The organism is Nocardioides sp. Kera G14 (assembly GCF_020715565.1).
GTDB lineage: Bacteria > Actinomycetota > Actinomycetes > Propionibacteriales > Nocardioidaceae > Nocardioides.
Genome location: NZ_CP085839.1, coordinates 1,631,742 through 1,655,797 on the forward strand (window position 1 = coordinate 1,631,742; position 24,056 = coordinate 1,655,797).

The 24,056-nt window shown below is 69.8% G+C and carries 22 protein-coding genes, 1 pseudogene and 1 riboswitch; of the genes and pseudogenes, 9 read left to right on the plus strand and 14 right to left on the minus strand.

The features are described 5' to 3' along the window. Positions 1-72 precede the first annotated feature (72 nt). Positions 73-2,382, plus strand: a complete 2,310-nt coding sequence (locus LH076_RS08055) for a putative bifunctional diguanylate cyclase/phosphodiesterase (protein ID WP_227783461.1) — start codon at positions 73-75, stop codon at positions 2,380-2,382. 27 nt (positions 2,383-2,409) lie between these two features. Here LH076_RS08055 and LH076_RS08060 read toward each other — a convergent pair whose 3' ends face one another. Next, entirely contained in the window at positions 2,410-3,501 is a 1,092-nt protein-coding gene (locus tag LH076_RS08060) for a P1 family peptidase (RefSeq protein ID WP_227783462.1), read from the minus strand. 42 nt (positions 3,502-3,543) lie between these two features. On the opposite strand from LH076_RS08060, the pseudogene LH076_RS08065 reads away from it, so the two are divergent. Continuing rightward, positions 3,544-3,816 (plus strand): annotated as a pseudogene (locus LH076_RS08065) (iron chaperone); the annotation flags it as partial. Here the strand turns inward: LH076_RS08065 and LH076_RS08070 are convergent. Beyond that, complete coding sequence (locus tag LH076_RS08070; protein WP_227783463.1) at positions 3,778-4,848, minus strand: EamA family transporter; 1,071 nt, start codon at positions 4,846-4,848, stop codon at positions 3,778-3,780. The pseudogene LH076_RS08065 and the gene LH076_RS08070 sit on opposite strands and share 39 nt — an antisense overlap. On the opposite strand from LH076_RS08070, the gene LH076_RS08075 reads away from it, so the two are divergent. From LH076_RS08075 to LH076_RS08090, 4 genes are all read left to right on the plus strand, one after another. Next, on the plus strand, positions 4,823-5,311 hold the full coding sequence (locus tag LH076_RS08075) for a MarR family winged helix-turn-helix transcriptional regulator (protein WP_227783464.1): 489 nt from the start codon (positions 4,823-4,825) through the stop codon (positions 5,309-5,311). The two genes, LH076_RS08070 and LH076_RS08075, sit on opposite strands and share 26 nt — an antisense overlap. 235 nt (positions 5,312-5,546) lie before the next feature. After that, positions 5,547-7,094, plus strand: coding sequence for a PP2C family protein-serine/threonine phosphatase (locus LH076_RS08080; RefSeq protein ID WP_227783465.1), 1,548 nt, complete (start codon positions 5,547-5,549; stop codon positions 7,092-7,094). Beyond that, a complete protein-coding gene (locus LH076_RS08085; protein WP_227783466.1) occupies positions 7,070-7,411 on the plus strand; it encodes an STAS domain-containing protein in 342 nt (113 codons plus the stop codon). Before LH076_RS08080 ends, LH076_RS08085 begins: the two co-directional genes overlap by 25 nt. After that, positions 7,408-7,782, plus strand: a complete 375-nt coding sequence (locus tag LH076_RS08090) for an ATP-binding protein (RefSeq protein ID WP_227783467.1) — start codon at positions 7,408-7,410, stop codon at positions 7,780-7,782. Before LH076_RS08085 ends, LH076_RS08090 begins: the two co-directional genes overlap by 4 nt. Before the next feature lie 24 nt (positions 7,783-7,806). Here LH076_RS08090 and LH076_RS08095 read toward each other — a convergent pair whose 3' ends face one another. The 4 genes from LH076_RS08095 to LH076_RS08110 are packed head-to-tail and all read right to left on the minus strand — an operon-like array spanning position 7,807 to position 12,056. Beyond that, positions 7,807-9,843, minus strand: a complete 2,037-nt coding sequence (locus LH076_RS08095) for a putative bifunctional diguanylate cyclase/phosphodiesterase (protein WP_227783468.1) — start codon at positions 9,841-9,843, stop codon at positions 7,807-7,809. 52 nt (positions 9,844-9,895) lie between these two features. Beyond that, on the minus strand, positions 9,896-10,471 hold the full coding sequence (locus tag LH076_RS08100; RefSeq protein WP_227783469.1) for a DNA-3-methyladenine glycosylase I: 576 nt from the start codon (positions 10,469-10,471) through the stop codon (positions 9,896-9,898). Further along, the gene (locus LH076_RS08105; protein ID WP_227783470.1) at positions 10,468-11,133 is read right to left on the minus strand and encodes a sortase domain-bontaining protein; all 666 of its coding nucleotides are present in this window, start codon (positions 11,131-11,133) and stop codon (positions 10,468-10,470) included. The genes LH076_RS08100 and LH076_RS08105 overlap by 4 nt, the downstream gene beginning before the upstream one ends. 44 nt (positions 11,134-11,177) lie before the next feature. After that, positions 11,178-12,056, minus strand: coding sequence for an LLM class F420-dependent oxidoreductase (locus LH076_RS08110; RefSeq protein ID WP_227783471.1), 879 nt, complete (start codon positions 12,054-12,056; stop codon positions 11,178-11,180). Between the two features lie 18 nt (positions 12,057-12,074). On the opposite strand from LH076_RS08110, the gene LH076_RS08115 reads away from it, so the two are divergent. After that, complete coding sequence (locus tag LH076_RS08115) at positions 12,075-12,761, plus strand: peptidylprolyl isomerase (RefSeq protein WP_227783472.1); 687 nt, start codon at positions 12,075-12,077, stop codon at positions 12,759-12,761. Here LH076_RS08115 and LH076_RS08120 read toward each other — a convergent pair. After that, positions 12,744-13,160 carry an OsmC family protein gene (locus LH076_RS08120; protein WP_227783473.1) on the minus strand — a complete coding sequence of 139 codons (417 nt, stop codon included), beginning with the start codon at positions 13,158-13,160 and terminating at the stop codon, positions 12,744-12,746. The two genes, LH076_RS08115 and LH076_RS08120, sit on opposite strands and share 18 nt — an antisense overlap. A 23-nt stretch (positions 13,161-13,183) precedes the next feature. Between LH076_RS08120 and pepN the strand changes: the two genes are divergently transcribed. Both pepN and rmuC read left to right on the plus strand, forming a co-directional pair. Next, the gene (pepN, locus tag LH076_RS08125; RefSeq protein ID WP_227783474.1) at positions 13,184-15,631 is read left to right on the plus strand and encodes an aminopeptidase N; all 2,448 of its coding nucleotides are present in this window, start codon (positions 13,184-13,186) and stop codon (positions 15,629-15,631) included. Positions 15,632-15,712: 81 nt separating this feature from the next. After that, positions 15,713-17,194, plus strand: coding sequence for a DNA recombination protein RmuC (rmuC, locus tag LH076_RS08130; protein WP_227783475.1), 1,482 nt, complete (start codon positions 15,713-15,715; stop codon positions 17,192-17,194). Between the two features lie 106 nt (positions 17,195-17,300). On the opposite strand, the gene gcvP is transcribed toward rmuC, so the two are convergent. From gcvP to LH076_RS08165, 7 genes are all read right to left on the minus strand, one after another. Continuing rightward, positions 17,301-20,183, minus strand: a complete 2,883-nt coding sequence (gcvP, locus tag LH076_RS08135; protein WP_227783476.1) for an aminomethyl-transferring glycine dehydrogenase — start codon at positions 20,181-20,183, stop codon at positions 17,301-17,303. 77 nt (positions 20,184-20,260) lie between these two features. Then, positions 20,261-20,352, minus strand: a riboswitch (glycine riboswitch). A gap of 27 nt (positions 20,353-20,379) precedes the next feature. Then, entirely contained in the window at positions 20,380-20,985 is a 606-nt protein-coding gene (locus LH076_RS08140; RefSeq protein WP_321573738.1) for a MerR family transcriptional regulator, read from the minus strand. 190 nt (positions 20,986-21,175) lie between these two features. Continuing rightward, positions 21,176-21,634: a bifunctional nuclease family protein gene (locus tag LH076_RS08145; RefSeq protein ID WP_415753334.1), complete on the minus strand. Its 459-nt coding sequence runs from the start codon at positions 21,632-21,634 to the stop codon at positions 21,176-21,178. Between the two features lie 42 nt (positions 21,635-21,676). Next, the gene (locus LH076_RS08150) at positions 21,677-22,393 is read right to left on the minus strand and encodes a MerR family transcriptional regulator (RefSeq protein ID WP_227783478.1); all 717 of its coding nucleotides are present in this window, start codon (positions 22,391-22,393) and stop codon (positions 21,677-21,679) included. Beyond that, a complete protein-coding gene (locus LH076_RS08155; RefSeq protein WP_227783479.1) occupies positions 22,393-22,878 on the minus strand; it encodes an FHA domain-containing protein in 486 nt (161 codons plus the stop codon). Before LH076_RS08155 ends, LH076_RS08150 begins: the two co-directional genes overlap by 1 nt. 62 nt (positions 22,879-22,940) lie before the next feature. Continuing rightward, positions 22,941-23,330 carry a glycine cleavage system protein GcvH gene (gene gcvH, locus LH076_RS08160; RefSeq protein WP_227783480.1) on the minus strand — a complete coding sequence of 130 codons (390 nt, stop codon included), beginning with the start codon at positions 23,328-23,330 and terminating at the stop codon, positions 22,941-22,943. Positions 23,331-23,340: 10 nt separating this feature from the next. Then, on the minus strand, positions 23,341-24,042 hold the full coding sequence (locus LH076_RS08165) for a DUF881 domain-containing protein (protein ID WP_227783481.1): 702 nt from the start codon (positions 24,040-24,042) through the stop codon (positions 23,341-23,343). Between the last annotated feature and the right edge of the window lie 14 nt (positions 24,043-24,056).

Genomic DNA, 24,056 nt, shown 5'->3' on the forward strand with positions numbered 1-24,056 from the left:
GTGAGGAATCAGCCGCCCGGGTACACCGAATAGTCAGATCACCCCACGAACACGGAGACCTTTGTGCCGTCCATGGTTCAGCCCGGAGAGTCGCTTCGGCGCTATTACCACGCTGCGACCTTCGCGGTCGGGCTCGCCGTCTTCGCGGCGGCTGCCGCACAGGTCCTGACCGACGGGCTCGGCCCGAAGCTGTGGCTCGGGGTGTTCCTCGGGGCCCCACTGATCGCGCTCATCGCGCGCTTCCCGATGGTCCTCGACCGGGGCGAGGGCGGCATCGAGGTCGGCTTCGAGTCGAGCATCCTGCTCTTCCTCGTGTGCACGATGCCGACCGATCAGGCGCTGGTGATCTGGTCCCTGGGCGTCATGCTCACCCAGGCACTCTCGGGGAAGCTCCTGTCGGTTCGCCTCGTCAACATCGGCATCGGCATCATCGCCGGTGCGCTCGCCGCACTCATCGTCACGACACTCCCGGACCGGGACGTCGTCTCCCCGCGCGGCCTGATCGTCGTGGCCTGCGCGGCCGCGGTGTACTTCCTCACCGACTATGTCGGCTCCGGCCTCTCGCTCTTCCTGGCCGGCCAGACGACCCTGGGCGCTGAGCTCCTGCAGTCCGAGACGCTCTGGGCGATCGCCTGCTTCGTGCCGCTGGACTCGCTCGGCTACCTCGGCGCCGTCGTGGAGCGGTCGGCCCCCTGGTGGACGCTCGGCCTGCTCGTCGTCCCGCTGACGACGCTCCTGATCGCCACCCGTGCCGTCACGCGAGGGCGTGAGAACGCCCGGCGTCTCACGGTGCTGTTCGGGGCGGCCGTGCGGGCACAGACGCTGACCGACCGTGACGCCGTGCTCACCTCCCTGGTGAGTGACGCACGGGAACTGTTGCTGCTGCGCACGGTGGAGCTGCGGCCGGAGGCCCCGGACCTCGGAGAGGTCGGCGTACGGGTCCAGCTCGGGGAGGAGGTGTGCTGGCTGACCGCCCGGGCGGCGAACCGGGCGCGCTCCACGACCGCAAGCGACGAGCAGGCGCTGCGGGCGCTCGCGGCCGTCGCCTCCGACGCCATCGGGCGCCTGGAGCTCACCACCGAGATGGTCCACGTCGCACGCCACGATCCGCTCACGGACCTGCCCAACCGCGGGATCCTGATCGACCAGATCACCCAGGCCTTGGAAGCCTCCGACCGCGGACCGGTCACGCTCTTCTTCCTCGACCTGGACGGCTTCAAGCCGATCAACGACCGCTTCGGACACGGTGCGGGGGACCGGGTCCTCGTCGAGCTCGCCAGGCGACTCCGCCAGTGCGCGCCGGACGGCGCGACCATCGCCCGCGTCGGCGGCGACGAGTTCGCGATCCTCTGCACGGGACTTCCCCCGCAGGAGGCCGGCCCCTTGTGCGAGCGGTTGGTCGCCGCCTTCGAGACCGGCGTCGACGTCGCAGGCCAGCGTGTCCAGATCAGCGTCAGCATCGGCATCGCGCACGCCACCCGCGACGAGACGGCCGCCAGCCTGCTGCGCAACGCCGACGTCGCGATGTACGAGGCCAAGACGCAGGGCAAGGGCAGGTACGCCGTCTACGAGCCCTCCATGGGGCGCTCGCGCCTCGACCGGCTCGAACTGGTCGACGAGCTCCGTCGTGCGATCCATCGCCGGGAGATCGCACTCGTCTACCAGCCGGTCGTCTCGCTGGCGACGGGACGCATCGTCGGCGCCGAGGCGTTGGCGCGGTGGCAGCGCAACGGGTCTCCGGTCCGTCCGGACATCTTCATCAGCGCGGCCGAGGAGAGTGGACTCATCGTCGGTCTCGGCGACGTCGTACTCGGCCAGGCGGCGTCGGACGCGGCGGCCATGCGCGAGGCCTTCGGCGGATCGCACTCGCTGAGCGTCAACATCTCCGCCGCGCAGCTGCGCGATCCGGACTTCCTCGAGACGGTCGAGCGTACGGCCCGGACCATGTCCGGCTCACGCCTCGTCCTCGAGATCACTGAACGTCAGGGCGTCGACCTCGATGCGGAGGTCCTCGCCGCCATGCGGACCATCACCGACATGGGCGTGGCCTTCGCGATCGACGACTTCGGGGTGGGCTTCTCCTCGATCAGCTACCTGCACGACCTGCCCGCACAGATCCTCAAGGCGGATGCGGCGTTGTCGGCCGGGATCGACCGGGACGATCGGGCCCGCACGCTGCTGCGCTCGGTCGCCTTCATGGGCCGTGGCCTTGGCTTCGACGTGGTGATCGAGGGCATCGAGCGCGAGTCGCAGCTCGACATCATCCGCTCGGAGATGCCGGGCGCGTTCGCGCAGGGCTACTTCCTGCACCGGCCGATGCCACTGGATCGTCTGCTGCAGACCGTGCGCTCCGAGCGCTCGGGCGTGGCGTCAGGCGACTAGCTCAGGCGATCAGCTCAGGCGATCAGCTCAGGCGAACAGCGCGGCGAGCTGGTCGTGGGGCAGCTTCACCGACTGGTGGCTGTCCCGACCGGTCATGTCCTCCGCCGCGACCAGCGCGTTGACGATCGCCTCCTCCACGGCGTGGGCGGCCGCTTCGTAGAACGGGTCCATGAAGCCCCACGGGATGAGTCGCAGCTCGCGGTAGTCGGGCTGCGGTATGAGCGGCATCCTCGAGGCGAGCGCGTCGGGATTCCCGGTCGAGAGGGCGAGGACGAGGTCGCCGGAGAAGTGCGAGCCGGTCGTGCCGGTGCGCGCGATGCCCATCGGAGCGCGCCGCGCAAGCGCCTGGCACTGGCCGGGGAGCAGGGGAGCGTTCGTGGCGATCACGACGATGATCGATCCGGCACCCGGCGGGATGAGCCACGACGGATCGCCGTCCTCCATCGGATTGGGTGCGTCGATCTCACGTCCGACCGCGCGACCGGCGATGGTGAGCTCGTGGCGTGAGCCGAAGTTGGCCTGGACGAACGCGGCGACGACGTACTCGTCCCCGGCGTGGCTCACCAGGCGGCTGGAGGTGCCCGAGCCGCCCTTGAAGCCGTAGCAGTTCATCGCGGTGCCGCCGCCGACGTTGCCCTCCTCGGGGATGACTCCGCCGCGGGCGCTGTCGATCGCGTCCCGGGCGTGCGTGGCGGTGACGTGGTTCCCGAAGATGTCGTTGAGGTAGCCGTCCCAGGTCTCGCCCACGACAGGAAGCAGCCACGCCGTGGTGAGGGACGGGACGTGGTCCCCGACCCAGCCGATCACGCCCTCGTGACACGGCCCGACGCTGTGCGTGTTGGTGATGAGCACCGGCAGGTTGAGGGCGCCGGTCTCCTGGATCCAGCTGACGCCGGTCATCTCGCCGTTGCCGTTCTGGTTGTGGAACCCGGCGACGGCCGTGGTGCCCACGCCTGCTCGGCCGAACGGGAGGATCGCCGTGACGCCGGTGTTGACCCTCGGGTCATCGCCCGTGAGGGTGGTGTATCCGATCTCGAGGCCCGGCACGTCGGTGATCGCGTTGAGCGGGCCGGGGGAGCCGGGGAACGGGATGCCGAGATCGCGGGCGCGTGCCTTCATGGCGGCAGGCTGACAGCCGGGGATTTCGCTACTGTTTCGGCCATGCCGGTCGCCGATGTCCACGCCGACTTCCTCGCCTCCATCGAGGACCCCGAGCACCGCGAGAAGCTGACCTCGATCCTGTCGTGGGTCTCGGAGACCTGGCCCGAACTCGAGGCCGTGGTCAAGTGGAAGCAGCCGATGTTCACCCACCATGGCACCTACATCATCGGCTTCTCGGTCTTCGCGAAGAACATCGCCGTCGGGCCGGAGGATGCGCTGATGGAGCGCTTCCGCTCAGACATCGAGGCGGCGGGCTACACGACCACCATGCGACTCTTCCGGATCCGGTGGGACGACCAGGTCGACCATGGCCTGCTCCGCCTGTTGATCGACACGCAGATCGAGGAGAAGGCCGCCATCACCGGTTTCTGGCGCAGCTAGCGCTGCGGGCGCACGCCGCGCTGACGACTGACCCGCGACCACGCCGCCGAGTACGAGCACCATGCCGAGCATCTGCGTCCAGGTCACCGCGTCGTGGGCCAGGGTGACGCCGACGACAGCGCCGGCGACCGGGTTGAGCAGTCCCACCAGCGATACGGCGGCAGCCGGCGCCCTACGGAGGCCCTGGAACCAGACGACGTACGCGATCACCGTGCCGACGAGGCCGAGGTACGCGAAGCCGACGACGGCGCGCGCGTCGAGCGCCGGGGGAGCGCCTTCGACGAGGAGCGCCACCGGCATGAGTGCGAGTCCTCCGAAGACCAGCTGCCAGGCGGTGAAGGTGAGCAGCGGGACGGGTGGACGCCATGACCTGACCAGGACGAAGCCCAGTGACGAGCACAGGACGGCGGCGAGCGACGCCAGAACGCCAGTGGGGTCGAGTGAGATGCCGCCCCTGAGCACGAGTACACCGACACCGACGATTCCGACGGCCGCGGCGATGACCGCGGCGCGGACCGGCCGCTCGCCCAGGATGAGCCACGCCAGGAGCATGACGACGATGGGCGAGGTGGCGGTCAGCGTCGCGGCGACACCGCCTGGCAGCCGGTAGGCGGCGATGAAGATGAGCACGAAGAAGGCCGCGAAGTTCAGGACGCCGAGGACGGCCGTCCGCCACCACCAGGATCCGCGCAGGGGAGCGGGGCGGAGGGCGAGCAGCAGGAGGCCGAACGGCAGCGCCCGGACGGCCGCGCCGAAGAGCGGGCGATCCGGCGGGAGGTAGGCATCGGTGACGTAGTACCCGGTGCCCCAAGCGATCGGTGCGAGCGACGCCAGGGCCAGAGCCTTGCTACTTTCCACGGAAACTATAGTAGTTTCCGAGTAAGATATATTCCAGTCCATGGCCGACCACGTGAGCCGCGTCATCGCCCAGTGGCGACAGGAGCGCCCCGACCTCGACCCGTCACCCCAGGGCATCATCGGGCGGTTGCACCGCATCGCCCTGCGGCTCACCGACGAGCTGGTGGCGACGTACGCCGATCACGGACTCGGCGAAGGCGAGTTCGACATCCTGGCGACACTGCGGCGCAGCGGCCCGCCGTACGCGCTGACACCTACCGAACTGGCGGCGCAGACGATGGTGACGTCGGGAGCGATCACCAAGCGGGTCGACCGGTGCGTCACCCAAGGCTGGGTCACCAAGGAACGCGCCGACGATGACGGCCGCGGACGAGTCGTCGCCCTGACCTCGCAGGGTCGCGAGCTGATCGACGACGCGTTCACCGCGCACCTGGCCAACGAGGCCCGGCTGCTCGAGGGGTTCAACTCCGCCGAGCGCGCCGAGCTGGAGCGAATGCTGGAGAGATGGTCGTCCCGCCTCGGCCTCTGACCTCGCCTAGGGTATCGCCGATAAGCGACATTATGTCAAGCCACGGCCGTGTCCGCTTCTCCGACTGCGCGCCAAGATCGGCGGACCGCCGACCCATTCATGATTCAATCTGCCCGTCCGCACTCCTTCAGGAGCGCATGTGTGGTGCTCGGCGTGAGGAGGCGTGATGGCGAAACTCCTCGGCACCGAATCACCCGGGTCGGCGCCGGCGCGCCGTTGGCCACACCGATCGGCCATGACCGTCCTGATCGTGGGCCTTGCCGTGACCGCCGCTCTCTTCGTCGCGTCGCGGGTGAACTACCTGCGCAACGAACACGATCAGCTCTCGACCCAGACGCAACTGGCCGCGGCCAGCCTCGCCGTGGGACCGGTCGATCTCCAACGTCTCCTGGGCCGCGCCGCCACCCTTGTCTCCGCGACCGGGGACGTGCAGATGTTCGAGGACGCACTGACCCCGTCCCTCCCGACGCCGTTCGCCAGTGTCCGGCTCTTCAAGGTGACCTCCGGTACGCCGACCCTCGTGGACTCGCTGGGCGGCGCGAGCATGACGACTCCGACGTCCCCCGAGTCGGCAGATCTGATCCGTCGAGCGGTGCAGGACAGCGGCTCCCTCGCGGTCACCTGGTTGGCGACCTCGACGGCGCAGCGCTGCGGCTACGCGTTCTCGGCCACCACACACGGGCAGAGCTATGTGGCCTACGCCGAGCAGGTGCTTCCGGGCGACCGACGCGTCGAGATCCCGGCGTCGTCTCCCCTGTCGAACATGGTCTTCGCCATCTACTACGGGAAGACCCACGACACGAGTGCACTGCTGGAGACCAACGCCTCTGACCTTCCGATCACCGGCGACGTGGCTCGCACCACCATCCCGTTCGGCGACGCCGTGCTCAGCGCAGTCGTCACCCCCCGCTCGCCGCTACTGGGCACCTTCGCGGCGTCCATCGCCTGGGTGACCGCCGGGGCCGGGACTCTCCTGACCGCGCTGATGGCACTGCTCACGGATCGTCTGCAACGGCGCCGTTCCGTGGCCGAACAGCTCGCCCTCGTGACCGCCGAGCTCTACCGGACCCAGCGGGGTGTCTCCGAAACACTCCAGACGGCCCTGCTGCCCGACAGCCTGCCCGAGCCGCCGGAACTGGCTGTCGCCACCCGGTACCTGGCCGGCACCGAGGGCATCGACGTCGGCGGCGACTGGTATGACCTGGTCAGGCTGCCGGACAGCCGTCTTTTCTTCACCGTCGGCGACGTGTCGGGACGCGGCCTGAGCGCAGCGACGGTGATGTCCCGCCTGCGGCACAGCATCACCGCCTATGCCGTTGAGGGTGACGACCCGGCAACCGTGCTGGCCAAGGTGAGCAGGTTGATCGACGTGGTTCGCGACGGGCACTTCGCCACGGCCCTGTGCGGAATCGTGGATCTGCACAGCGGGGACGTCACTGTCGCCAATGCCGGCCATCCTCCGTTGGTCCTGCTCGGCCACGACGCCGGCGAACCGGTCGCGGCTCCCGTCGGGCCACCGCTCGGCGTGGGCTCCGACTATGAGACCGCCGCCCTCAGCCTGCCGCGCGGAGCCGTTCTTCTCGCCTACACCGACGGGCTCGTCGAACGCCGCGACCGGGCCGCAGAGGACGGCATCACGCAGCTCTGCGAGGTGAGGACCGCGCCCGGCACCGGGCTGGAAGGTCTGCTCGACATCGTCCTGGCCGCGCTCAACCCGCTGGACGATTCCAAGGACGATACGGCTATCTTGGCGATGCAATGGACTCCCCAGACACCGGCCTGACCGCGACCGTCGGGCAAGACCCCGACGGCACTCCTGTCGTGGCGCTGAGCGGCGAGCTGGATCTCACCACCAGTCCGATCGCGACCAGGGCCTTCGAGGCACTCCCCTCGCCCGAAGCTCTCGCGCGTGAGAACGGCGCGCCGCGCGTCGTTGTGGACGTCACCCACCTGCGGTTCATGGACAGCTCCGGCATCACAGTGTTCCTGACCGCGACACGTCGGGGATACCACGTCCGGCTGCGTCAGCCGAACGACTTCCTCCGGAGCGTCATCGCCGCCACCGGCCTGGCGGCGACGCTCCCCCCGGAGGATCCGTGAGCAGCGCGCACTATCCCGAGACTCCGGCGTCCGTCGGTGCTGCCCGCGCCTTCATCGCCCGCACCTTGGTCCACGTACCCGACGAGATCCGCGAACGCGCGCTGCTGCTGACCAGCGAGTTGGCGACCAACGCCATCAGGCACGCCCACAGTCCGTTCACCGTCACCGCCACGATGACTCCGGACGAGGTCCATATCGCGGTCTCTGACACCCGTGGTGGAGTGCCGGTCCCCCGACGCAGTGAAGCGACCGAGACCTCAGGTCGAGGCCTGATGATCGTCAACGCCTTCGCCGACCGCTGGGGGACCGACATCCGGCACGACTGCACCACGGTCTGGTTCGTGCTCGCCCTCGCGCCGCACCTCATGTAGCGGCGCGCCCCTCAGCGGAGCCGCTCAGGCGGTGAGCTGGCGGAGCTGGCCCGCACGGATCAGCTCGTCGATCGGCGTGGGACGGCCGAACAGGAAGCCCTGCGCCTCGTCGCAGCCGGTGGCGCTGATCAGGGCCAGCTGCTCGTCGGTCTCGATGCCCTCGGCGAGGACCGACATGCCGAAGGTCCGGCCCAGGGACAACACCGTCCGGACCAGCTCGACGGTCTGCTCCGGCGTGCCGGCGCCGGAGAAGAACGACCGGTCGATCTTGATCCGGTCGAACGGGAACGACCGCAGCGCGTCGAGCGACGAGTAGCCGACGCCGAAGTCGTCGAGCGCGATGCCGACGCCGAGCTCCTTGATCTCGTGCAGGGCCTGCAGCGCGCGTTCGCGGTCGGTGAAGACGGCCGTCTCGGTGAGCTCCAGCTCGAGCCGCTCCGGTGACAGACCGGAGTCGGCCAGCGCCTCCCGGACGGTCGTCACGAGGTTGGGCTGGGCGAGCTGCACCGCCGAGACGTTGACGGCGACACGGTACGGCGGCTCCCAGCGCACGGCCTCCCGGCAGGCGGTGCGCAGCACCCACTCCCCGACCTGCACGATCAACCCGGTCTCCTCGGCGAGCGGGATGAAGTCGGCCGGCGAGACGACGCCGAGCTGCGGATGCTGCCAGCGCACCAGCGCCTCGAAACCGCGGATCCCGCCGGTCGAGACGGACGTCTGCACCTGGTAGTGCAGGAACAGTTCGTCCCGGGCGACAGCCTCACGAAGGTACGCGGAGAGGCCGCGGCGCAGACGGGTCCGCTCGTCCACCGCCACGTCGTAGAAGCACATCTGCTGGACTGCATCGTTCTTCGCGCGATACATCGCGAGGTCCGCGTTGGTGACCAGGTTCTCGGCGTCGGCGGCGTCCTCCGGGAAGATCGCAACTCCGAGGCTGGCGCGCGACACGATCACGTCGGGCGCGAGACCGACGAGGGGGCCGTTGAGCGCGTGGGCGAGACTGGCGAGGAAGTCGTCGAGCACCCGACGCTCCCCCAACGGGAAGAGCGCGACGAACTCGTCACCGCCGATCCGCGCGATGAAGCTGCCCTCGTGTGCGTCCGCAAGACGGTGCATCCGTTGGCCGAGCTCACGGAGTACGCCGTCGCCGACGCTGTGCCCGCGCGCGTCGTTGATCTCCTTGAAGTTGTCGACGTCGACCACGACCATCGCGAGCCGGGTGCCGCGCGTGCCGGCGTGCGCGATCTCGGCGGCGAGCCGCTCGTTGAAGCTCGCGCGGTTCGGCAGGCCGGTCAGGACGTCGTACATGGCGAGTCGCCGGAAGCGCTCCACCGCGGACGCTCGCGTGTGGTCGTCGATCAGGTAGCCGGCTGCGCCCGCGCCGATGGTCACGAACGAGAGCGTCGCGATCGCGACGGCAAGGACGTTGAGCGAGTTGGGCTGGACCTGGTCCATGCCCGGCATCGAACTGCTCATCCGCATCGCACCCATGCCCGTGAAATGGAGGCAGAGCACGCAGAGCGCGAAGAGGACCCACATCAGGTCCGCTCCCCTGCGCTGGGGCATCCGCCCGGCGTACGTCGCCAACGGAGCCAGCACCACGGCGAGGGCGACCGACAGGGCGACCAGGGGCGCGCTCCAGGCGATGTCGCCGTCGATTTCGAGCGCGGCCATGCCGAGGTAGTGCATCGACGCGACGGCGAGGCCGACGATGACTCCGCCGGCGACCGCCTGCCACCGACTGCCTGATCCTCGACCGGCGACCCAGAAGCCGATCGCGCTTCCGGCCACCGCCACGACCAGTGACGACGCCGTGCGCAGGTGGTCGAAGTCCACGACCATCCCGGCGTGGAAGCCGAGCATGGCGATGAAGTGGGTGCACCAGATCGTGACGCCGCTCGCGAGGGCCGTGAGGAAGAGCCACGCCTGTCGCTGGACGCCGTCGACCTCGGTCATGCGCCGGAAGAAGCGTGAGGTCGCCCAGGCGCCGGCGACGCAGAGGAGGGCCGAGAGGGCGAGGAGGGCAGGGTCGTGATGCCAGAGCTCGTGGGGGTGCGTCACTGCCGCAGACTAGGTGCGCACTGCGCGGATTACCCAGTTGTCACCAGCCCGTTCACGAGCCCGCGGTGGTCACCCGGTCCCGGATCACGCAGGTCTCAACGTGGTCGTTGACGAGCCCCATCGCCTGCATGAAGGCGTACGACGTCGTCGGACCGACGAAGCGCCAGCCGCGGCGCTTGAGGTCCTTGCTCATGGCCACCGACTCCGGCGAGGTCGCACGGACGACAGGGGGCGCCGGGTCGACGGCGTACGACCACACATAGTCGCTGATCGAGCCCTCGGCGTCGATCAGCTCGAGTGCGCGAGCGGCGTTGTTGATCGTCGCCTCGATCTTGCCGCGGTGGCGGATGATGCCGGCGTCGCCCAGCAGACGCTGGATGTCGGGCTCGCCGAAGGTGGCGACACGTTCCAGGTCCCACTGCTCGAAGGCGGCACGGAAGTTCTCCCGTTTACGCAGGATCGTGATCCACGACAGTCCGGACTGGAAGCCCTCGAGGCAGAGTTTCTCGAAGAGCCGTGTGTCGTCGTGGACGGGGAAACCCCACTCGGTGTCGTGGTACTCGAGGTAGTCAGGCGCGGAGCCGGCCCAGGCACAGCGCGACTCGCCGTCGGGAGCGAGGAAGGTCACGAGTGGTGACGGTACCTCCGCGGCACGTGCACGCGCCGGACGAGGACGCCGATCTTGTCGATCCGGTGCTCGGGGTTGCCGTAGCGGTCCGTCCAGTAGTTGCCGCGGGCGTGGTCCTCGGGCGTCGCGCAGGTGGAGATGGTGATGTAGGCCTGCGTCGGAGTGGCCCCCGGCTTCCCCGGGACGGCGGCACGTTGGGCCCGCAACGAGGCCGGCGAACGGAAGGAGACCCAGCGGGTCTTGACGATTTTGTAGATGTAGCGCCAGCCACCCATGTCGACGAAGACGCGGCTGCCCTTGTGGAGACTCGGCACACGACGGAAGACCCCGCCGTGAGAGACGCGGTGGCCGGTGACCTGGTAGTTGCCGATGCCACCCGGCCCCACGCCGCCCTGCGGTCCGTTCGGACTCGCCGCGATCCCCCGGTTCTGGATCTTCGTGCCGGGTCCGTCGTCGGTCTTCCCGGTGTAGGCGACGACCTTCAGGCGTCGGATGCCGAGGTGCGGAATGGTGAGGCGGGCGTTGTGCGGCCGTCCGTCACTCGCACTCGACGGCGAAGGAGAGGCAGCGGCGGAGGCGGACGGGGCGGTGCCGAGGTCGACGAGAGCGGCTCCCGGAAGGAGCCCGGCGGCCAGGGAGAGGGCAGCGATGCGGCGAATCATGTGCCGCCTGTACCCCGGCGCGCCGGTTTGTTGCAGCCGGTGTCTCAGATCTGCTTGAGCCGCGGCAGCACGTTCGTCGTGAACGTCTCCGCCCACGCCGCCGGGTCACCGTTCTTCTGCGGCGAGGTGGTGACCAGCGTGACGCCGAGCTTGGCGTACTCCTCCATCTCGGCGAGCCACTCGTCGGGCGACTCCACGGGGTCGAGCCCGCCACCGCCGCCGATGGTCTTCTCGATCGCGTCGTAGTCGCGGCCGAGCTTGTCGCAGTGCTCGCGCAGGACGTCGAGCTTGTGCTTGACACCCTCGACACCCTCGCGGGCGAAGAGGTGGGTGGCGTCGGCGTACTGCGCGACGAGGCGGAGGGTCTTCCGCTCTCCCCCGCCGCCGATCATGATCGGGAGCCGCCCGCGCGGCGGCTGCGGGAGGTTGATCGTCTCCTTGAGGTGGAAGTGCGTGCCGTCGTAGGCACCGTCGTCATCGGACCACATCTGGTTGACGATCTGCAGCGTCTCCTCGAGTCGCTCGAACCGCTCGGACGTCGAGGGGAACGGGACGCCGAGGCCCTCGTGCTCACGGTCGTACCAAGCAGCTCCGATGCCGAGCCACGCACGCCCGCGGGAGAGCACGTCGATGGTCGTGGCGATCTTCGCGAGCAGCCCCGGGTGGCGGTAGGTCACGCCGGTGACGAGCAGGCCGAGCTCGAGCTGCTCGGTGATGCCTGCGAGGTAGCCGAGCGTCGTGTAGCCCTCGAGCATCGGCTCGAACGGACCACCGGCCGGGATCATCTGGTAGTAGTGATCCATCACCGTGAAGAGCCGGAAACCGCCCTCGTCGGCGATCTTCGCGGTCTCGGTGAGGCGGTCGGTGAGGTTGGTCTCCCAGCCCTCGTGCGTGAAGGTGAAGTAGTGAAGTCCGGCATCCATGCTTCTACGATGCCACCCGTGCTGAAGCGTCTGCCTGCCGTCCTCGCCCTCCTCCTCGCCGCCTCCTCGTTGGTGGCGTGCGGCTCGGACTCCGGCAAGGCGTCCGACAGCGGAGCGGAGTGCCGCTACCCCTCCGACGGCAGCAGTACGTCGACCACGACTCCCCCCGCCACGCCGGTCTCCAGCGCCGACTCGACGGCGACCCTCCAGCTCAGTGTCGGCGCCGTGCCGATCACCCTCCACGGCGGCGCCGCACCGTGCACGGTCAACTCCTTCGTCGCCCTGGCCAAGGCCGGTTACTTCGACGGGACGCCCTGCCACCGCCTGACGACCGCAGGCATCCTCGTCCTCCAGTGCGGCGACCCGACGGGCTCCGGCCAGGGCGGTCCGGGCTACTCCTTCGACGACGAGCTCACAGCCGCCAAGGCGTTCGCGCCCGGCGAGACCTGGTCCGACGGCACCAAGACCGTCGTCTACCCGGCCGGCACGCTGGCGATGGCCAACGCGGGCGCGGACACCAACGGCTCGCAGTTCTTCCTCGTCTACGGAGACAGCTCACTGCCGCCGGCCTACACGGCCTTCGGCACCGTCGGAAGCGCCGGGCTGGCGGTCCTGCAGCAGGTCGCGAAGGACGGAACGGCCGACGGCAGCCAGGACGGTCCGCCGAAGGACGGCGTGAAGATCAGCTCAGTCAAGCTCTCCTGAGCGGTAGGTCACCGGCGCGCTGAGCGCGACGGTCCGACCGACCGTGCACAGCCGGTCCTGCGACTTCCGGATCGCCGACTCCAGCACCGCCCGCGCGGCGTCGCCGGCCTCCCCCTCCGGGAAGGTGATGTCGAAGGTGACGGTCACGCCGTCGAGGTGGTTGCCCTGCTCGTCGCGGAGCTTGGTGCCTTCCGAACGCGCCCGAAAGGTCTCGAAGGGCGCGCGCTTACCGGTGATGAAGTCGACGTCGAGTGCGCTGCATCCCGCGACCGCGGCGAGCAGCAGCTCGACGGGCGTGAAGTCCGGGTCGTCGCCATGGCCGAGAGCGACGATCCCGCCACGGGAGTTGGTCGCCTTGAAGCGGTGCTCGCCCATCTGGGTCAGTTCCACGGTGGTCATGTGGGACAGATTAGGGTCTGCGCATGAGTCTCACGGGTCAGAGCCAGAGCCTCCAGCGAGCCGAGGCGGAGGCCCGACGGGCACTGCTGTCGGTCGATGGGTACGACATCACCCTCGACCTGAGCATCGACGAGACGACGTACCGCTCGGTGACCACGATCCGGTTCACCAGCGGATCGGGCGAGACGTTCCTCGACCTCAAGCCCGTCGCGGTGCACGCGATGACGCTGGACGGCGCGCCCCTCCCCCTCGACTCCCTCGACCGGGGCCGGGTGCCGCTGAGCCTCTCCTCCGGCGCCCATGAGCTGACGGTCGAGGCCACCATGCGGTTCCGCAACGACGGCGAGGGCCTGCACCGCTCGATCGACCCGGCCGACGGCCGCGCGTACATCTACGGCATGTCCTTCATGGACGCGGCGCCCTCGATCTTCGCCTGCTTCGACCAGCCCGATCTGAAGGCGCCCTACACCTTCAACGTGACCGCGCCGGCGGACTGGATCGTGCGTGCCAATGCACCGGGGACCCACGTGGCACACGGGGTTTGGGAGTTCGAGCGGAGTGAGCCGCTGTCGACGTACTTCGTCACGCTCATCGCCGGGCCGTACCACCTCATCGAGGACGAGCATGACGGCATCCCGCTGGGCCTGCTCGCCCGCGCGAGCCTTGCCGACGCACTCGAGGAGCAGGCCGACGACATCCTCACCGTCACGAAGCAGAGCTTCGACGAGCTGCACCGGCTCTTCGGGATCCGCTACGCCTTCGGCAAGTACGACCAGGCGTTCGTGCCCGAGTTCAACGCCGGCGCGATGGAGAACCCCGGCCTGGTCACCTTCCGCGACCCGCTCATCTTCACCTCCCGCGCGACCCGTGGCGCCCTGATCCAACGGGCGACGACGATCGCCCACGAGATGGCGCACCAGTGGTTCGGCAACCTCGTCACTCCGCAGTGGTGGGACGACCTGTGGCTCAACGAGTCCTTCGCCGAGTACCTCGGCAACCGCGTCGCCGCCGATGCGACGCAGTACGACGACACCATGGTCGACCTCGCCTACGCGCGCCGTCAGTGGGGACTGGTCGCCGACCAGGCACCCTCGACCCACCCCGTCGCCGGCAACGGCGCCCTCGACGCCGTCGCGGCCCTGCAGGACTTCGACGGCATCTCCTACATCAAGGGCTCGGCCATCCTGCGCCAGCTCGCCGCGACCCACGGCGACGACGTCTTCTTCGCCGGTGCGCGCGACCACTTCGAGCGGCACCGGTTCGGCAACGCGACGCTGCACGACCTGCTCGACTCCTGGTCCCGTGCCGGTGCCGGAGACCTCTCCGGCTTCGCCGACGAGTGGCTGCTCAAGGCCGGCCCGGATGCCCTGACCTGGGATCGAGAGGCCGGCGTCGTGCGCCGCACTCCCCCGGCCGGTGTGCCCGCCGCACGCCCGCACGCGTTCCGCGTCGCCGTGGCTGCCGGTGGGTCGTGGTCGGACGACTCCCTCAACGTCGACAGTGACGAGACGGCGTACGCGCCTGACGCTGAGGCCGTGATCCTCGATCCGTACGACGACACCTGGGCCGTCACCCTCCCGGACCCGTCGACCGTTGCGGCGCTGCCCGCGCTGCTGCCGTCGGTCACCGACGCCCACCTGCGGGCGGGGATCTGGAACACGCTGCGCAACGGCTTCCACAACGCCGCGGTCGACCCGGCCCTCCTCGTCGACATCGCCGTCGCGTCGCTGCCCCTCGAGGACGCCGAGGACGGGCCGCGACGCACCCGCGCCTGGCTGCTCGGCAAGGTCGTGCCGCTCGCGCCGGCCGGCTCGCTGCGTCGCCTCCGCGACACCGCTGCCTCGGCACTCGAGCTCCAGGAGCCCGGCTCGGAACTGCAGCTCTCGGCCTTCCGCACCCTCCTGTCCACGACCGACTCGGCGGATGAGCTGCGGGGCTTCCTCAGCGGTGTCCCGGACGGCGTCGAGCTCGATCGTGCCGTGCGGTGGCGGATCCTCACGCGCCTGGCCGAGATGGGCGCCACCGAGCGTCAGGAGCTCCAGGCGGCGTTCGACGCCGACCCGACCGGCGATGCGCGCGTCTCGCTCACACGCGCGCTCTGCTCGCTGCCCGACGAGGAGGCGAAGGCCTGGGCCTGGTCGGTCTTCACCGGCGAGACGGACGTGTCCAACTACGAGATCGAGGCGGCCGGCGCCGGACTCTGGCGCGGCGGCCAGGAGCACCTCACCGCGCAGTACGTCGACGCCTACTTCGACACGCTGCCGAGGACCGCTTCGATCCGCAGCGGCTGGGTGCTGGCCGATGCCGCGTCGGCGTTCTTCCCGGCGACGTCGGTCGAGTCGACCACACTGGCGAGGGCCGAAGCGCTCATCAGCGACCCGGAGCTGGCCAGTCCCCTGCGACGACGGCTGACCGACCTGGCCGACGGCCTCCGCCGGCAGCTCGCCGTGACGTCCCGCTGGCCCCACTGATCGCCTCCTGATCGCCTCCGGACCGACCCGCCTCGGCGTGGGACGACGGTTCTGTCGGCCGCCGCTGCGAGACTTCGGCACATGGTGTTCCTTTACCTTCTGCTCGGTGTCGTGCTCGGGGCGGCACTCGGTGCTGCGGTCGTGACGCAGCGCCTGCGCACACAGCACGCGGCTGAGCTCGCCGCCGAGTTGGCCGGCGCCCGCGAGCAGACCGAAGCGGTGGTGCGCGAGGCCGTCGCGAAGGCCGGTGCGGACGCGGAGTCGCGGCTCGCCCACATGGAGTCGATGCTCCACGCGGAGCACGGGACGCTGCTGGCCCAGCTCCGCCAGCAGGAGGCCGAGCAGCGCGCCGAGACCGAGGCGGCGCTCGCCGCCGCGAAGGCCCGCGTCGCCTCGCTCGAGGAGGCCCTCGACGAGGCACGGCGTGCCCAGCGCGACCTCGCCGAGCAGCACCGGCGTCAGGCCGCCGAGCGCGAGGCCGCGGCGGGCCGCGAGAGCCAGGTCGTCAAGGTGATCGCACCCGTCGCCGCCCAGATCGAGAAGATGCAGCACCAGCTCCTCACGCTCGAGACCAAGACGGCCAAACAGCAGGGCGAGCTCGCTGAGCAGATCCGAGCCACCCAGGCCGGCGTCGCCGAGTCGCGTCGCGCCTCCACCGATCTCGCCAACGTGCTGCGCAACAACAACGCCGTCCGCGGCGCTTGGGGTGAGACCCAGCTGCGCAACCTCGTCGAGTCGGCCGGGCTGCTCAACCGCGTCGATTTCGAGCTGCAGCACTCGATGACCGCCGACTCCGGTGCTCGCCGGCCCGACATGGTGCTGAACCTGCCCGGCGGCAAGCAGATGGCGATCGACGCGAAGGTGCCCTACAACGACTTCATGGATGCTCAGCGCGAGGGCCTCGCGCCCGAGGCGCGCGAGCAGCACCTGCGCAACCACGCCGCCAAGGTGCGCGGCCACGTCGACACGCTGGCCGCGAAGGGCTACTGGACGGGACTCGCGGTCAGTCCGGAGTTCACGGTCGCCTTCATCCCGAACGACCAGATCCTCAACGCGGCCCTCGACATCGACCCCAGCCTGCTCGACCACTCGTTCAAGCAGAACGTCCTGCTCGCGACGCCGACCAACCTCTACTCCATGCTGAAGACGATCGCGTTCACCTGGAAGCAGGAGGCGCTCACCGAGGACGCGCTCGCACTCTTCACACTGGGCCAGGACCTCTACCGCCGGATCACGACGATGGCGAGCCACGTGGAGAAGCTCGGACGATCGCTGACCACGAGCGTCAAGGACTACAACAAGTTCGTCGGCTCCCTCGAGCGGCAGGTCCTCCCGGCCGCCCGCAAGATCAACGCCGTCGACGGCGCCTCCCTCATCCCCGCACCTCCGGAGATCGAGGAGCCCGTCCGCGCCCTCACCGCCGGTGACCTCACGGCCGAGCTGGCCACGCAGGAGGCCGACGAGGTCGACCTCTTCGCCGACCTCGCCCGTCCCGAGTTCCCGGACGGGATCGACCAGGTCGTCGACGCCGAGCTCGTGGAGCCCGACGCCGACGCTGTCTGATCAGTCCCGCCGACCGACACGCGTGCGGCCGCAAGGCGCCGACGCGAAGGCGACCTTCGAGCGAAGCGGGTCGTCGAGCGGCGTGCAACGCCGCGGACGCTCCGTGTCAGTCGGCGGCGAAGGCCTCGACGGGCGGGCAGGAGCAAACGAGATTGCGGTCGCCGTACGCGTTGTCGATGCGGGCGACGGGCGGCCAGTACTTGTCCGGGTTGATGCCGGTGGGAAAGACCGCGAGCTCACGGGAGTAGGCACGGTCCCACTCCCCGACCAGCGCCCGCGACGTGTGCGGCGCCCCGCGGAGCACAGAGGTCTCCGGAGTCCACTCCCCCGCAGCCACGCGGTCGATCTCGCCACGGATCGCGATCATCGCTTCGATGAAGCGGTCGAGCTCGCCGAGGTCCTCGGACTCCGTCGGCTCGACCATCAACGTGCCGGCCACCGGGAAGGACATCGTCGGGGCGTGGAACCCGTAGTCGATGAGGCGCTTGGCCACGTCGTCCACCGTCACGCCGGTCGCAGCCGTGAGGCCGCGAAGGTCGAGGATGCACTCGTGGGCGACGAGGCCGGAGTCGCCGCGGTAGAGCACCGGGAAGTACTCGCCGAGCCGCGCGGCGACGTAGTTGGCCGAGAGCACCGCCGAGGCCGTGGCGGCCGCGAGGCCCTCGGCGCCCATCAGCCGGACGTAGGCCCAGGAGATCGGCAGGATGCCCGCCGAGCCGTACGGCGCCGCCGAGATCGGCCCGATGCCGGACTGCTTCGACTCCTCGGGGTGGAATCCGTGTGACGGGAGGTAGGGGGCCAGGTGCGAGCGCACCGCGACCGGGCCGACGCCCGGACCGCCGCCACCGTGCGGGATGCAGAAGGTCTTGTGCAGGTTGAGATGGGAGACGTCGCCGCCGAACTGGCCGGGCTTGGCGTACCCCAGCAGGGCGTTGAAGTTGGCGCCGTCGATGTAGACCTGGCCGCCGTGGGAGTGGACGATCTCGCAGAGCTCGGTGATGCCCTCCTCGTAGACGCCGTGCGTCGAGGGGTAGGTGACCATGATCGCCGCGAGGTCAGCACTGTGCTCGTCGCACTTCGCGCGCAGGTCGTCGAGGTCGACGGTGCCGTCGTCGGCCGACTTCACCACGACGGCCCGCATCCCGGCCATGATCGCCGAGGCTGCGTTGGTGCCGTGGGCCGAGGACGGGAGCAGGCAGACATCGCGCTTCTCCTGGCCGTTGGCGCGATGGAAGCCGCGGATCGCGAGCAGTCCGGCGAGCTCGCCCTGGGAGCCGGCGTTCGGCTGGATGGAGACCTTGTCGTAGCCCGTCGCCTCGGCGAGCCAGCCCTCGAGCTCCTCGACCAGCTGCTGATAGCCGGTCGCATCCCCGGCGGGGACGAAGGGGTGCAGGTCGGCGAAGCCGGGCAGCGAGATCGGCTCCATCTCGGTGGTCGCGTTGAGCTTCATCGTGCAGGAACCCAACGGGATCATGCCGCGGTCGAGTGCATAGTCGCGGGCCGACAGCGTGCGCAGGTAGCGGAGCATCTGCGTCTCGGAGCGGTGCGCGTGGAAGACCTCGTGGGCGAGGAACTCCGACCGGCGGGCGAGTCCGGCCGGGATGGCCGAGGCGGCGGTCCGGTCGAGCTCGTCGATCCCCGCCTCGTCGAGTGAGACGCCGAAGGCGGCCAGCACCTCGATGACGGTCGTCCGCGTCGTGACCTCGGAGGTCGAGAGGGAGACGGTGTCGGCGTCGACCCCACGCAGGTGGTAGCCCTCGGCGCGTGCGGAGGCGACGATGTCGGTGGCGCGACCGGGTGCGCTCACCGTGAGGGTGTCGAAGAACGCCTCGTTGGCCAGCCCGAAGCCGGCCTGCTGGAGCGCGGACGCGAGCACGGCGGCGTACCGGTGGGCGCGGGTGGCGATGGAGGTGAGCCCGTCGGGACCGTGGTAGACGGCGTACATCGAGGCCCCGACGGCCAACAGCACCTGTGCGGTGCAGATGTTGGACGTGGCCTTCTCCCGGCGGATGTGCTGCTCACGGGTCTGGAGGGCGAGGCGGTACGCCGGCCTCCCCTCGGCATCGATCGAGACGCCGACCAGCCGCCCGGGCATGTGGCGCTCCAGGCCGGAGTGGACCGCCATGTACCCGGCGTGCGGGCCGCCGTAGAAGAGCGGGATGCCGAAGCGCTGCGCCGAGCCGACGACGACGTCGGCGCCGAGAGCTCCGGGCGCCTCGAGCAGCGTGAGCGCGAGCAGGTCGGCGGCCACGACGACGAGCGCGTCGCGCTCGTGCGCCGCCTCGATGATCGGGCGCGGGTCGAGGATGTGGCCGCTCGCGCCGGGGTACTGGAGGAGCACGCCGGCGATCTGGCCCTGGGGCAGTGGCTCGGAGAGATCAGCGACGATCACCTCGATGCCCATCGCCTCGGCACGCGTCTTCACGACGTCGATCGTCTGCGGCAGCGCATCGGCATCGACGACGAATGCGCCCATGCCCGCCTTGCGGTTGGCGCGTCGCACCAGCGTCATGGCCTCGGCGGCGGCGGTGCCCTCGTCGAGCAGCGACGAGTTGGCGACCGGCAGGCCGGTCAGGTCACCGATCATGGTCTGGAAGTTGATCAACGCCTCGAGGCGCCCCTGCGAGATCTCCGGCTGGTACGGCGTGTACGCGGTGTACCAGGACGGGTCCTCGAGCACGTTGCGCCGGATCACGGCCGGGGTGATCGTGGCGTGGTAGCCGAGGCCGATCAGCGACTCCCCCGGGTTGTTCTGCCCGGCGAGGGCGCGAGCCAGGTCCGCGACCTCGCGCTCGCTCATCGCGGAGGGAAGGTCGAGCCGCCCGTGGCTGCGGATACCCGCGGGAACCGCAGCGTCCATGAGCGCGTCCAGCGAGTCGAAGCCCAGGCGCTCGAGCATCGAGCGCTCCGCGGCGGCATCGAGACCGATGTGGCGACGTACGAAGGGAACCGCCGCGTCGAGCGAGGTCAGGGTGGGCTGGTCGGACACGGAGCGACTCCTGGGGGCAACGATCGGACGTGACGTCCTCCCCCTCTGTCACCGCGCCGATGCCGCTTCAGAGTCGCCGCGCCCGCACGGTCGTGGTGCCTGAGAGATTCCGGGGAGGAATTGCCCCTTCGGCGCCCGCCATCAGGAGGGACTCTCCCGCGCGGCCTTGGTAGCTGGCCGCAACGATACCGGAGGTCTAGCCGATCTTGCGCGCGGCACGGCGCGCGGCCAGCTCGTCGCCGGCGACACCGTCAGCCTCGGCAGCGTCATCAGCGGTGCGCTCGCTGGGCAGCGCCGAGAGTGTGCCCTCGATCTCGCGCCAGACGCCACCGATCGCGATGCCGAAGACACCCTGACCGCCCTGGAGCAGGTCGATGACCTCGTCATTGCTGGTGCACTCGTAGACCGAGGCCCCGTCGCTCATCAGCGTCACGCGGGTGAGGTCCTCGGTGCCGCGCTCACGCAGGTGCGTGACCGCCGTGCGGATCTGCTGCAGTGAGATGCCGGCGTCGAGAAGTCGCTTGATGATCTTGAGGATCAGGATGTCGCGGAAGGAGTAGAGCCGCTGGGTACCCGAGCCCGAGGCGCCACGCACGCTCGGCTCGATCAGACCGGTGCGGGCCCAGTAGTCCAGCTGGCGGTACGTGATGCCGGCGGCGTTGCAGGCCGTCGGGCCGCGGTAGCCCAGGTCGTCGGGCAGGGGCGACACGTCGTCGGTGAACAAGAGGCCCTGCTCGTCAGCCTGCTCGGCTGCGGCAAGCACCTCGGCGGTCGCGCCGATCTCCTGCTCGTGCTCGTTCACGTGCGTCCTCCGTGAGGTCTACTCCGTTGAGCGTAACTCCCAAGCTGGGGAAGTCCATGGAATTCGGATGCGAATCTCACGGCTGGAGTTACAACAGAGACAGTTCAACGTAGGACGCCGCAGAGCATCGGTCAAAGACCCGCCCGGCGTGTCGGAACTCTCAACCTCATCTTGAGGGTGAGACCACCGCTCATTCGGTCGAGAAGTCGTCCGGGGTGACCTGGTCGAGGAACTCGCGGAACTTCTCGACCTCCTCGGCGGCGTCGGCGTCCTCGCCGGGGACGATCACGCCGGCCTCCGCCAGGACCGAGTCGTCGCAGAGGATCCGCGCGCCCGTGCGCAGTGCGAGCGCGATCGAGTCCGACGGACGTGCGCTCACCTCCACGCCGTTGTCGAAGACGAGGGAGGCGTAGAAGACGCCATCACGCACCTCGGTGATCTGGACCTCGGTCAGTTCGGCGCCCAGCGCCTCGACCACGCCTTTGAGCAGGTCGTGGGTCAGCGGGCGGGGTGGGACCACGCCCTGCTGCGCGAACGCGATCGCCGTGGCCTCGACCGCGCCGATCCAGATCGTCAGATAGCGCTCCCCGTCGACCTCGCGCAGCAGGACCAGCGGCTGGTTGGAGGGGACCTCCACCCGCACGCCCATCACGTCGACTTCTCGCACGTCGTTCAGCCTACGTCGGCGGGATCAACCACGGAGCGAGGACTTGAGCAGGAGCCCGTGCAGCTGTGCGGCCAGGGCCGCCACCCCCGGCTCGACCTCGTCGGCGTCGCGGCGCCCACTCATCGCCTGGCGAACGAGGTCGGCCTCGCGGTCGGCGGCGTTGCGGAAGACGCGGAAGGCGGCGGCGTGGAAGCCGTAGTTCGACAACTGCTGCGCGGCCCGGACCAGGGCGAGGTCGTCGGTCGTGTAGTGACCGGAACGGGACGGCGAGACCACGCGCGCGTCCTCGAGTCCGGCGAGGAACTCCTCACTCACCTCGGCCACCTTGAGGACCTCCTTGCGGGAGAGCCGCAGGTTGTCGCGTCGCTCGAAGAGCTCCGCGGTCGGCAGGCCCTCGTCGCCCAGTGCGAAGTCGGGAACCGTCGGCGTCGTGGGCATGATCGCGGGCGGCTGCAGCCCGCGGTCGATCGCGTCGAGGTGCTCGGCGATGACCTTCTTCGGCAGGTGGTGGTCACGCTGCATCGTCAGGATGTAGCGGATCCGCTCGACGTCGGCGTCGGAGAACTTGCGGTACCCCGCCGGAGTCCGCTCGGGATTGATCAGCCCGTCGTCCTCGAGGAGACGGATCTTCGGGATGCTGATGCGTCCGGGGAACTCCGGGGCGAGGAGGTCGAGCACGCGCCCGATGTTGAACCTCTCCCCCGAATCACCCGCGTGGGCGTGGGCGGCGGTGGCCGCCATCAGCCTGCGTGGCCGGCGTAGAAGACGAGCCGGAACTTGCCGATCTGGACCTCGTCCCCGTCCTTGAGGGTGACGTGGTCGATCCGGTCGCGGTTGACGTAGGTGCCGTTGAGGCTGCCCGCGTCCTTCACGCCCCACGACTCACCGTCGCGCGCGAACTCCGCGTGACGCCGCGAGACCGTCACGTCGTCGAGGAAGATGTCGCTGTCGGGATGGCGGCCGGCCTGGACGGTCGGCTTGTCGAGGAGGAAGCGGCTTCCCGAGCCCGGCCCGCGCTGGACGAGGAGCAGGGCGGAGCCGGCCGGAAGTGCGTCCACGGCGGCCGCGTCGACCGGCGCAAGGAGCCGGTCGGAGGTCTCGGCACGGGCATCGGAGACCTGGATCGACGTGGTGGCGTCCACCGGCTCAGGCAGCCGCGCTCCGCACTGCGAGCAGAAGCGCGCACCGTCGGTGTACTCGGTGCCACAGGTCGCGCAGACCGGCATTGTGGACCCCTTCCCTGACCCTCAGGTTCACCCTGATGCTTGAACTACGAACCTACCAGCCCTCAGGCGTCGAGCGTGGCCTGATAGGCAGCAGCATCGAGAAGCTCGTCCACGTGGCCCGCGTCGGTGGGGACGAGCTCGAAGAGCCAGCCGGCGCCGTACGGGTCGGTGTTGACCTGCTCCGGGGCGGCGTCGAGGCCCTCGTTGACCGCCACGACCTCGCCGGCCAGCGGGGCGTAGACATCGCTGACCGACTTCGTCGACTCGAGCTCGCCGACCGCCGCACCGGCTGCGACGGTGGCTCCCACCTCGGGGAGTGAGACGTAGACGATGTCGCCGAGCGCGTCCTGGGCGTAGTCGGTGATGCCGATCCGGACGGAGCCCGCGGTCTCGCCGGGCGTCCGGACCCATTCGTGCTCGACGGTGTAGCGAAGGTCCGCGGGAGTCGTCATGGGACAGACCCTACTGGGGCCGCACGGAGGTGATGTCAAGAGAGGTCAGCTGGGTGTGGTGCACCTCGGCACCGTCCTCCTCGAACTCGTCCTCCGGGCCGCCGGGGAAGGTGAGGGCGCCGACGAGATTCGTCGGTTCGCCGATGGCCTCGACGACGTACGGCGGCTCGAGGGTCTTGCCGTCGACGACGAGCCCGTCGGTCGCCTGGTCGAAGGAGGACTGGGCCACCAGCCGGACCTTGTCGTTGATCTCGATCGCCTCCGCGCCCACCGAGCGCAGCTCCTGGACCAGGTCGAGGAAGCTGTCGACGCTGACCTCGCCCACCTCTTCGGTGATGGTCAGGCGGATCCCGGGGCCGGTGACGGGCACGGTGCCGGCGAGGATGCTGAGGGTCTGGACCTGGCCCTTGGCCTCGTCGAGGGCGGTCTGCCGCCGCGAGGTCGTGTCACGGAGGTCGTCGCGGGACTTCTCCAGGCGGGTGATCTCGGACTGCGCACGCTGGCTGGTGCCCGCGAGGCCGTTGAGCACGTCGATCAGGTCCTGCTCGCGGTACCCCGAGAACGAGCTGTCGGCGTCACTCGTGCGGACCTGGGTGACCGCGCCGAAGCCGAGGAGTGCGAGGAGGATCGCCGCGACGATCTGGGACCGTCGCGGTGCCCGGAGGGCGTGCAGCAGCCGGGCGCGACCGGTGCGGTGGGTGGGCTCAGGCATGGCACTCAGACATG

Coding starts and splice junctions, on each gene's coding strand:
- LH076_RS08055 (WP_227783461.1), top strand. CDS start 73: ATGGTTCAGCCCGGAGAGTCGCTTCGGCGCTATTACCACGCTGCGACC.
- LH076_RS08060 (WP_227783462.1), bottom strand. CDS start 3,501: ATGAAGGCACGCGCCCGCGATCTCGGCATCCCGTTCCCCGGCTCCCCC.
- LH076_RS08075 (WP_227783464.1), top strand. CDS start 4,823: ATGGCCGACCACGTGAGCCGCGTCATCGCCCAGTGGCGACAGGAGCGC.
- LH076_RS08070 (WP_227783463.1), bottom strand. CDS start 4,848: ATGACGCGGCTCACGTGGTCGGCCATGGACTGGAATATATCTTACTCG.
- LH076_RS08080 (WP_227783465.1), top strand. CDS start 5,547: ATGACCGTCCTGATCGTGGGCCTTGCCGTGACCGCCGCTCTCTTCGTC.
- LH076_RS08085 (WP_227783466.1), top strand. CDS start 7,070: ATGGACTCCCCAGACACCGGCCTGACCGCGACCGTCGGGCAAGACCCC.
- LH076_RS08105 (WP_227783470.1), bottom strand. CDS start 11,133: ATGATTCGCCGCATCGCTGCCCTCTCCCTGGCCGCCGGGCTCCTTCCG.
- LH076_RS08110 (WP_227783471.1), bottom strand. CDS start 12,056: ATGGATGCCGGACTTCACTACTTCACCTTCACGCACGAGGGCTGGGAG.
- LH076_RS08120 (WP_227783473.1), bottom strand. CDS start 13,160: ATGACCACCGTGGAACTGACCCAGATGGGCGAGCACCGCTTCAAGGCG.
- pepN (WP_227783474.1), top strand. CDS start 13,184: ATGAGTCTCACGGGTCAGAGCCAGAGCCTCCAGCGAGCCGAGGCGGAG.
- rmuC (WP_227783475.1), top strand. CDS start 15,713: ATGGTGTTCCTTTACCTTCTGCTCGGTGTCGTGCTCGGGGCGGCACTC.
- LH076_RS08145 (WP_415753334.1), bottom strand. CDS start 21,634: ATGGGCGTGCGGGTGGAGGTCCCCTCCAACCAGCCGCTGGTCCTGCTG.
- LH076_RS08150 (WP_227783478.1), bottom strand. CDS start 22,393: ATGGCGGCCACCGCCGCCCACGCCCACGCGGGTGATTCGGGGGAGAGG.
- LH076_RS08155 (WP_227783479.1), bottom strand. CDS start 22,878: ATGCCGGTCTGCGCGACCTGTGGCACCGAGTACACCGACGGTGCGCGC.
- gcvH (WP_227783480.1), bottom strand. CDS start 23,330: ATGACGACTCCCGCGGACCTTCGCTACACCGTCGAGCACGAATGGGTC.
- LH076_RS08165 (WP_227783481.1), bottom strand. CDS start 24,042: ATGCCTGAGCCCACCCACCGCACCGGTCGCGCCCGGCTGCTGCACGCC.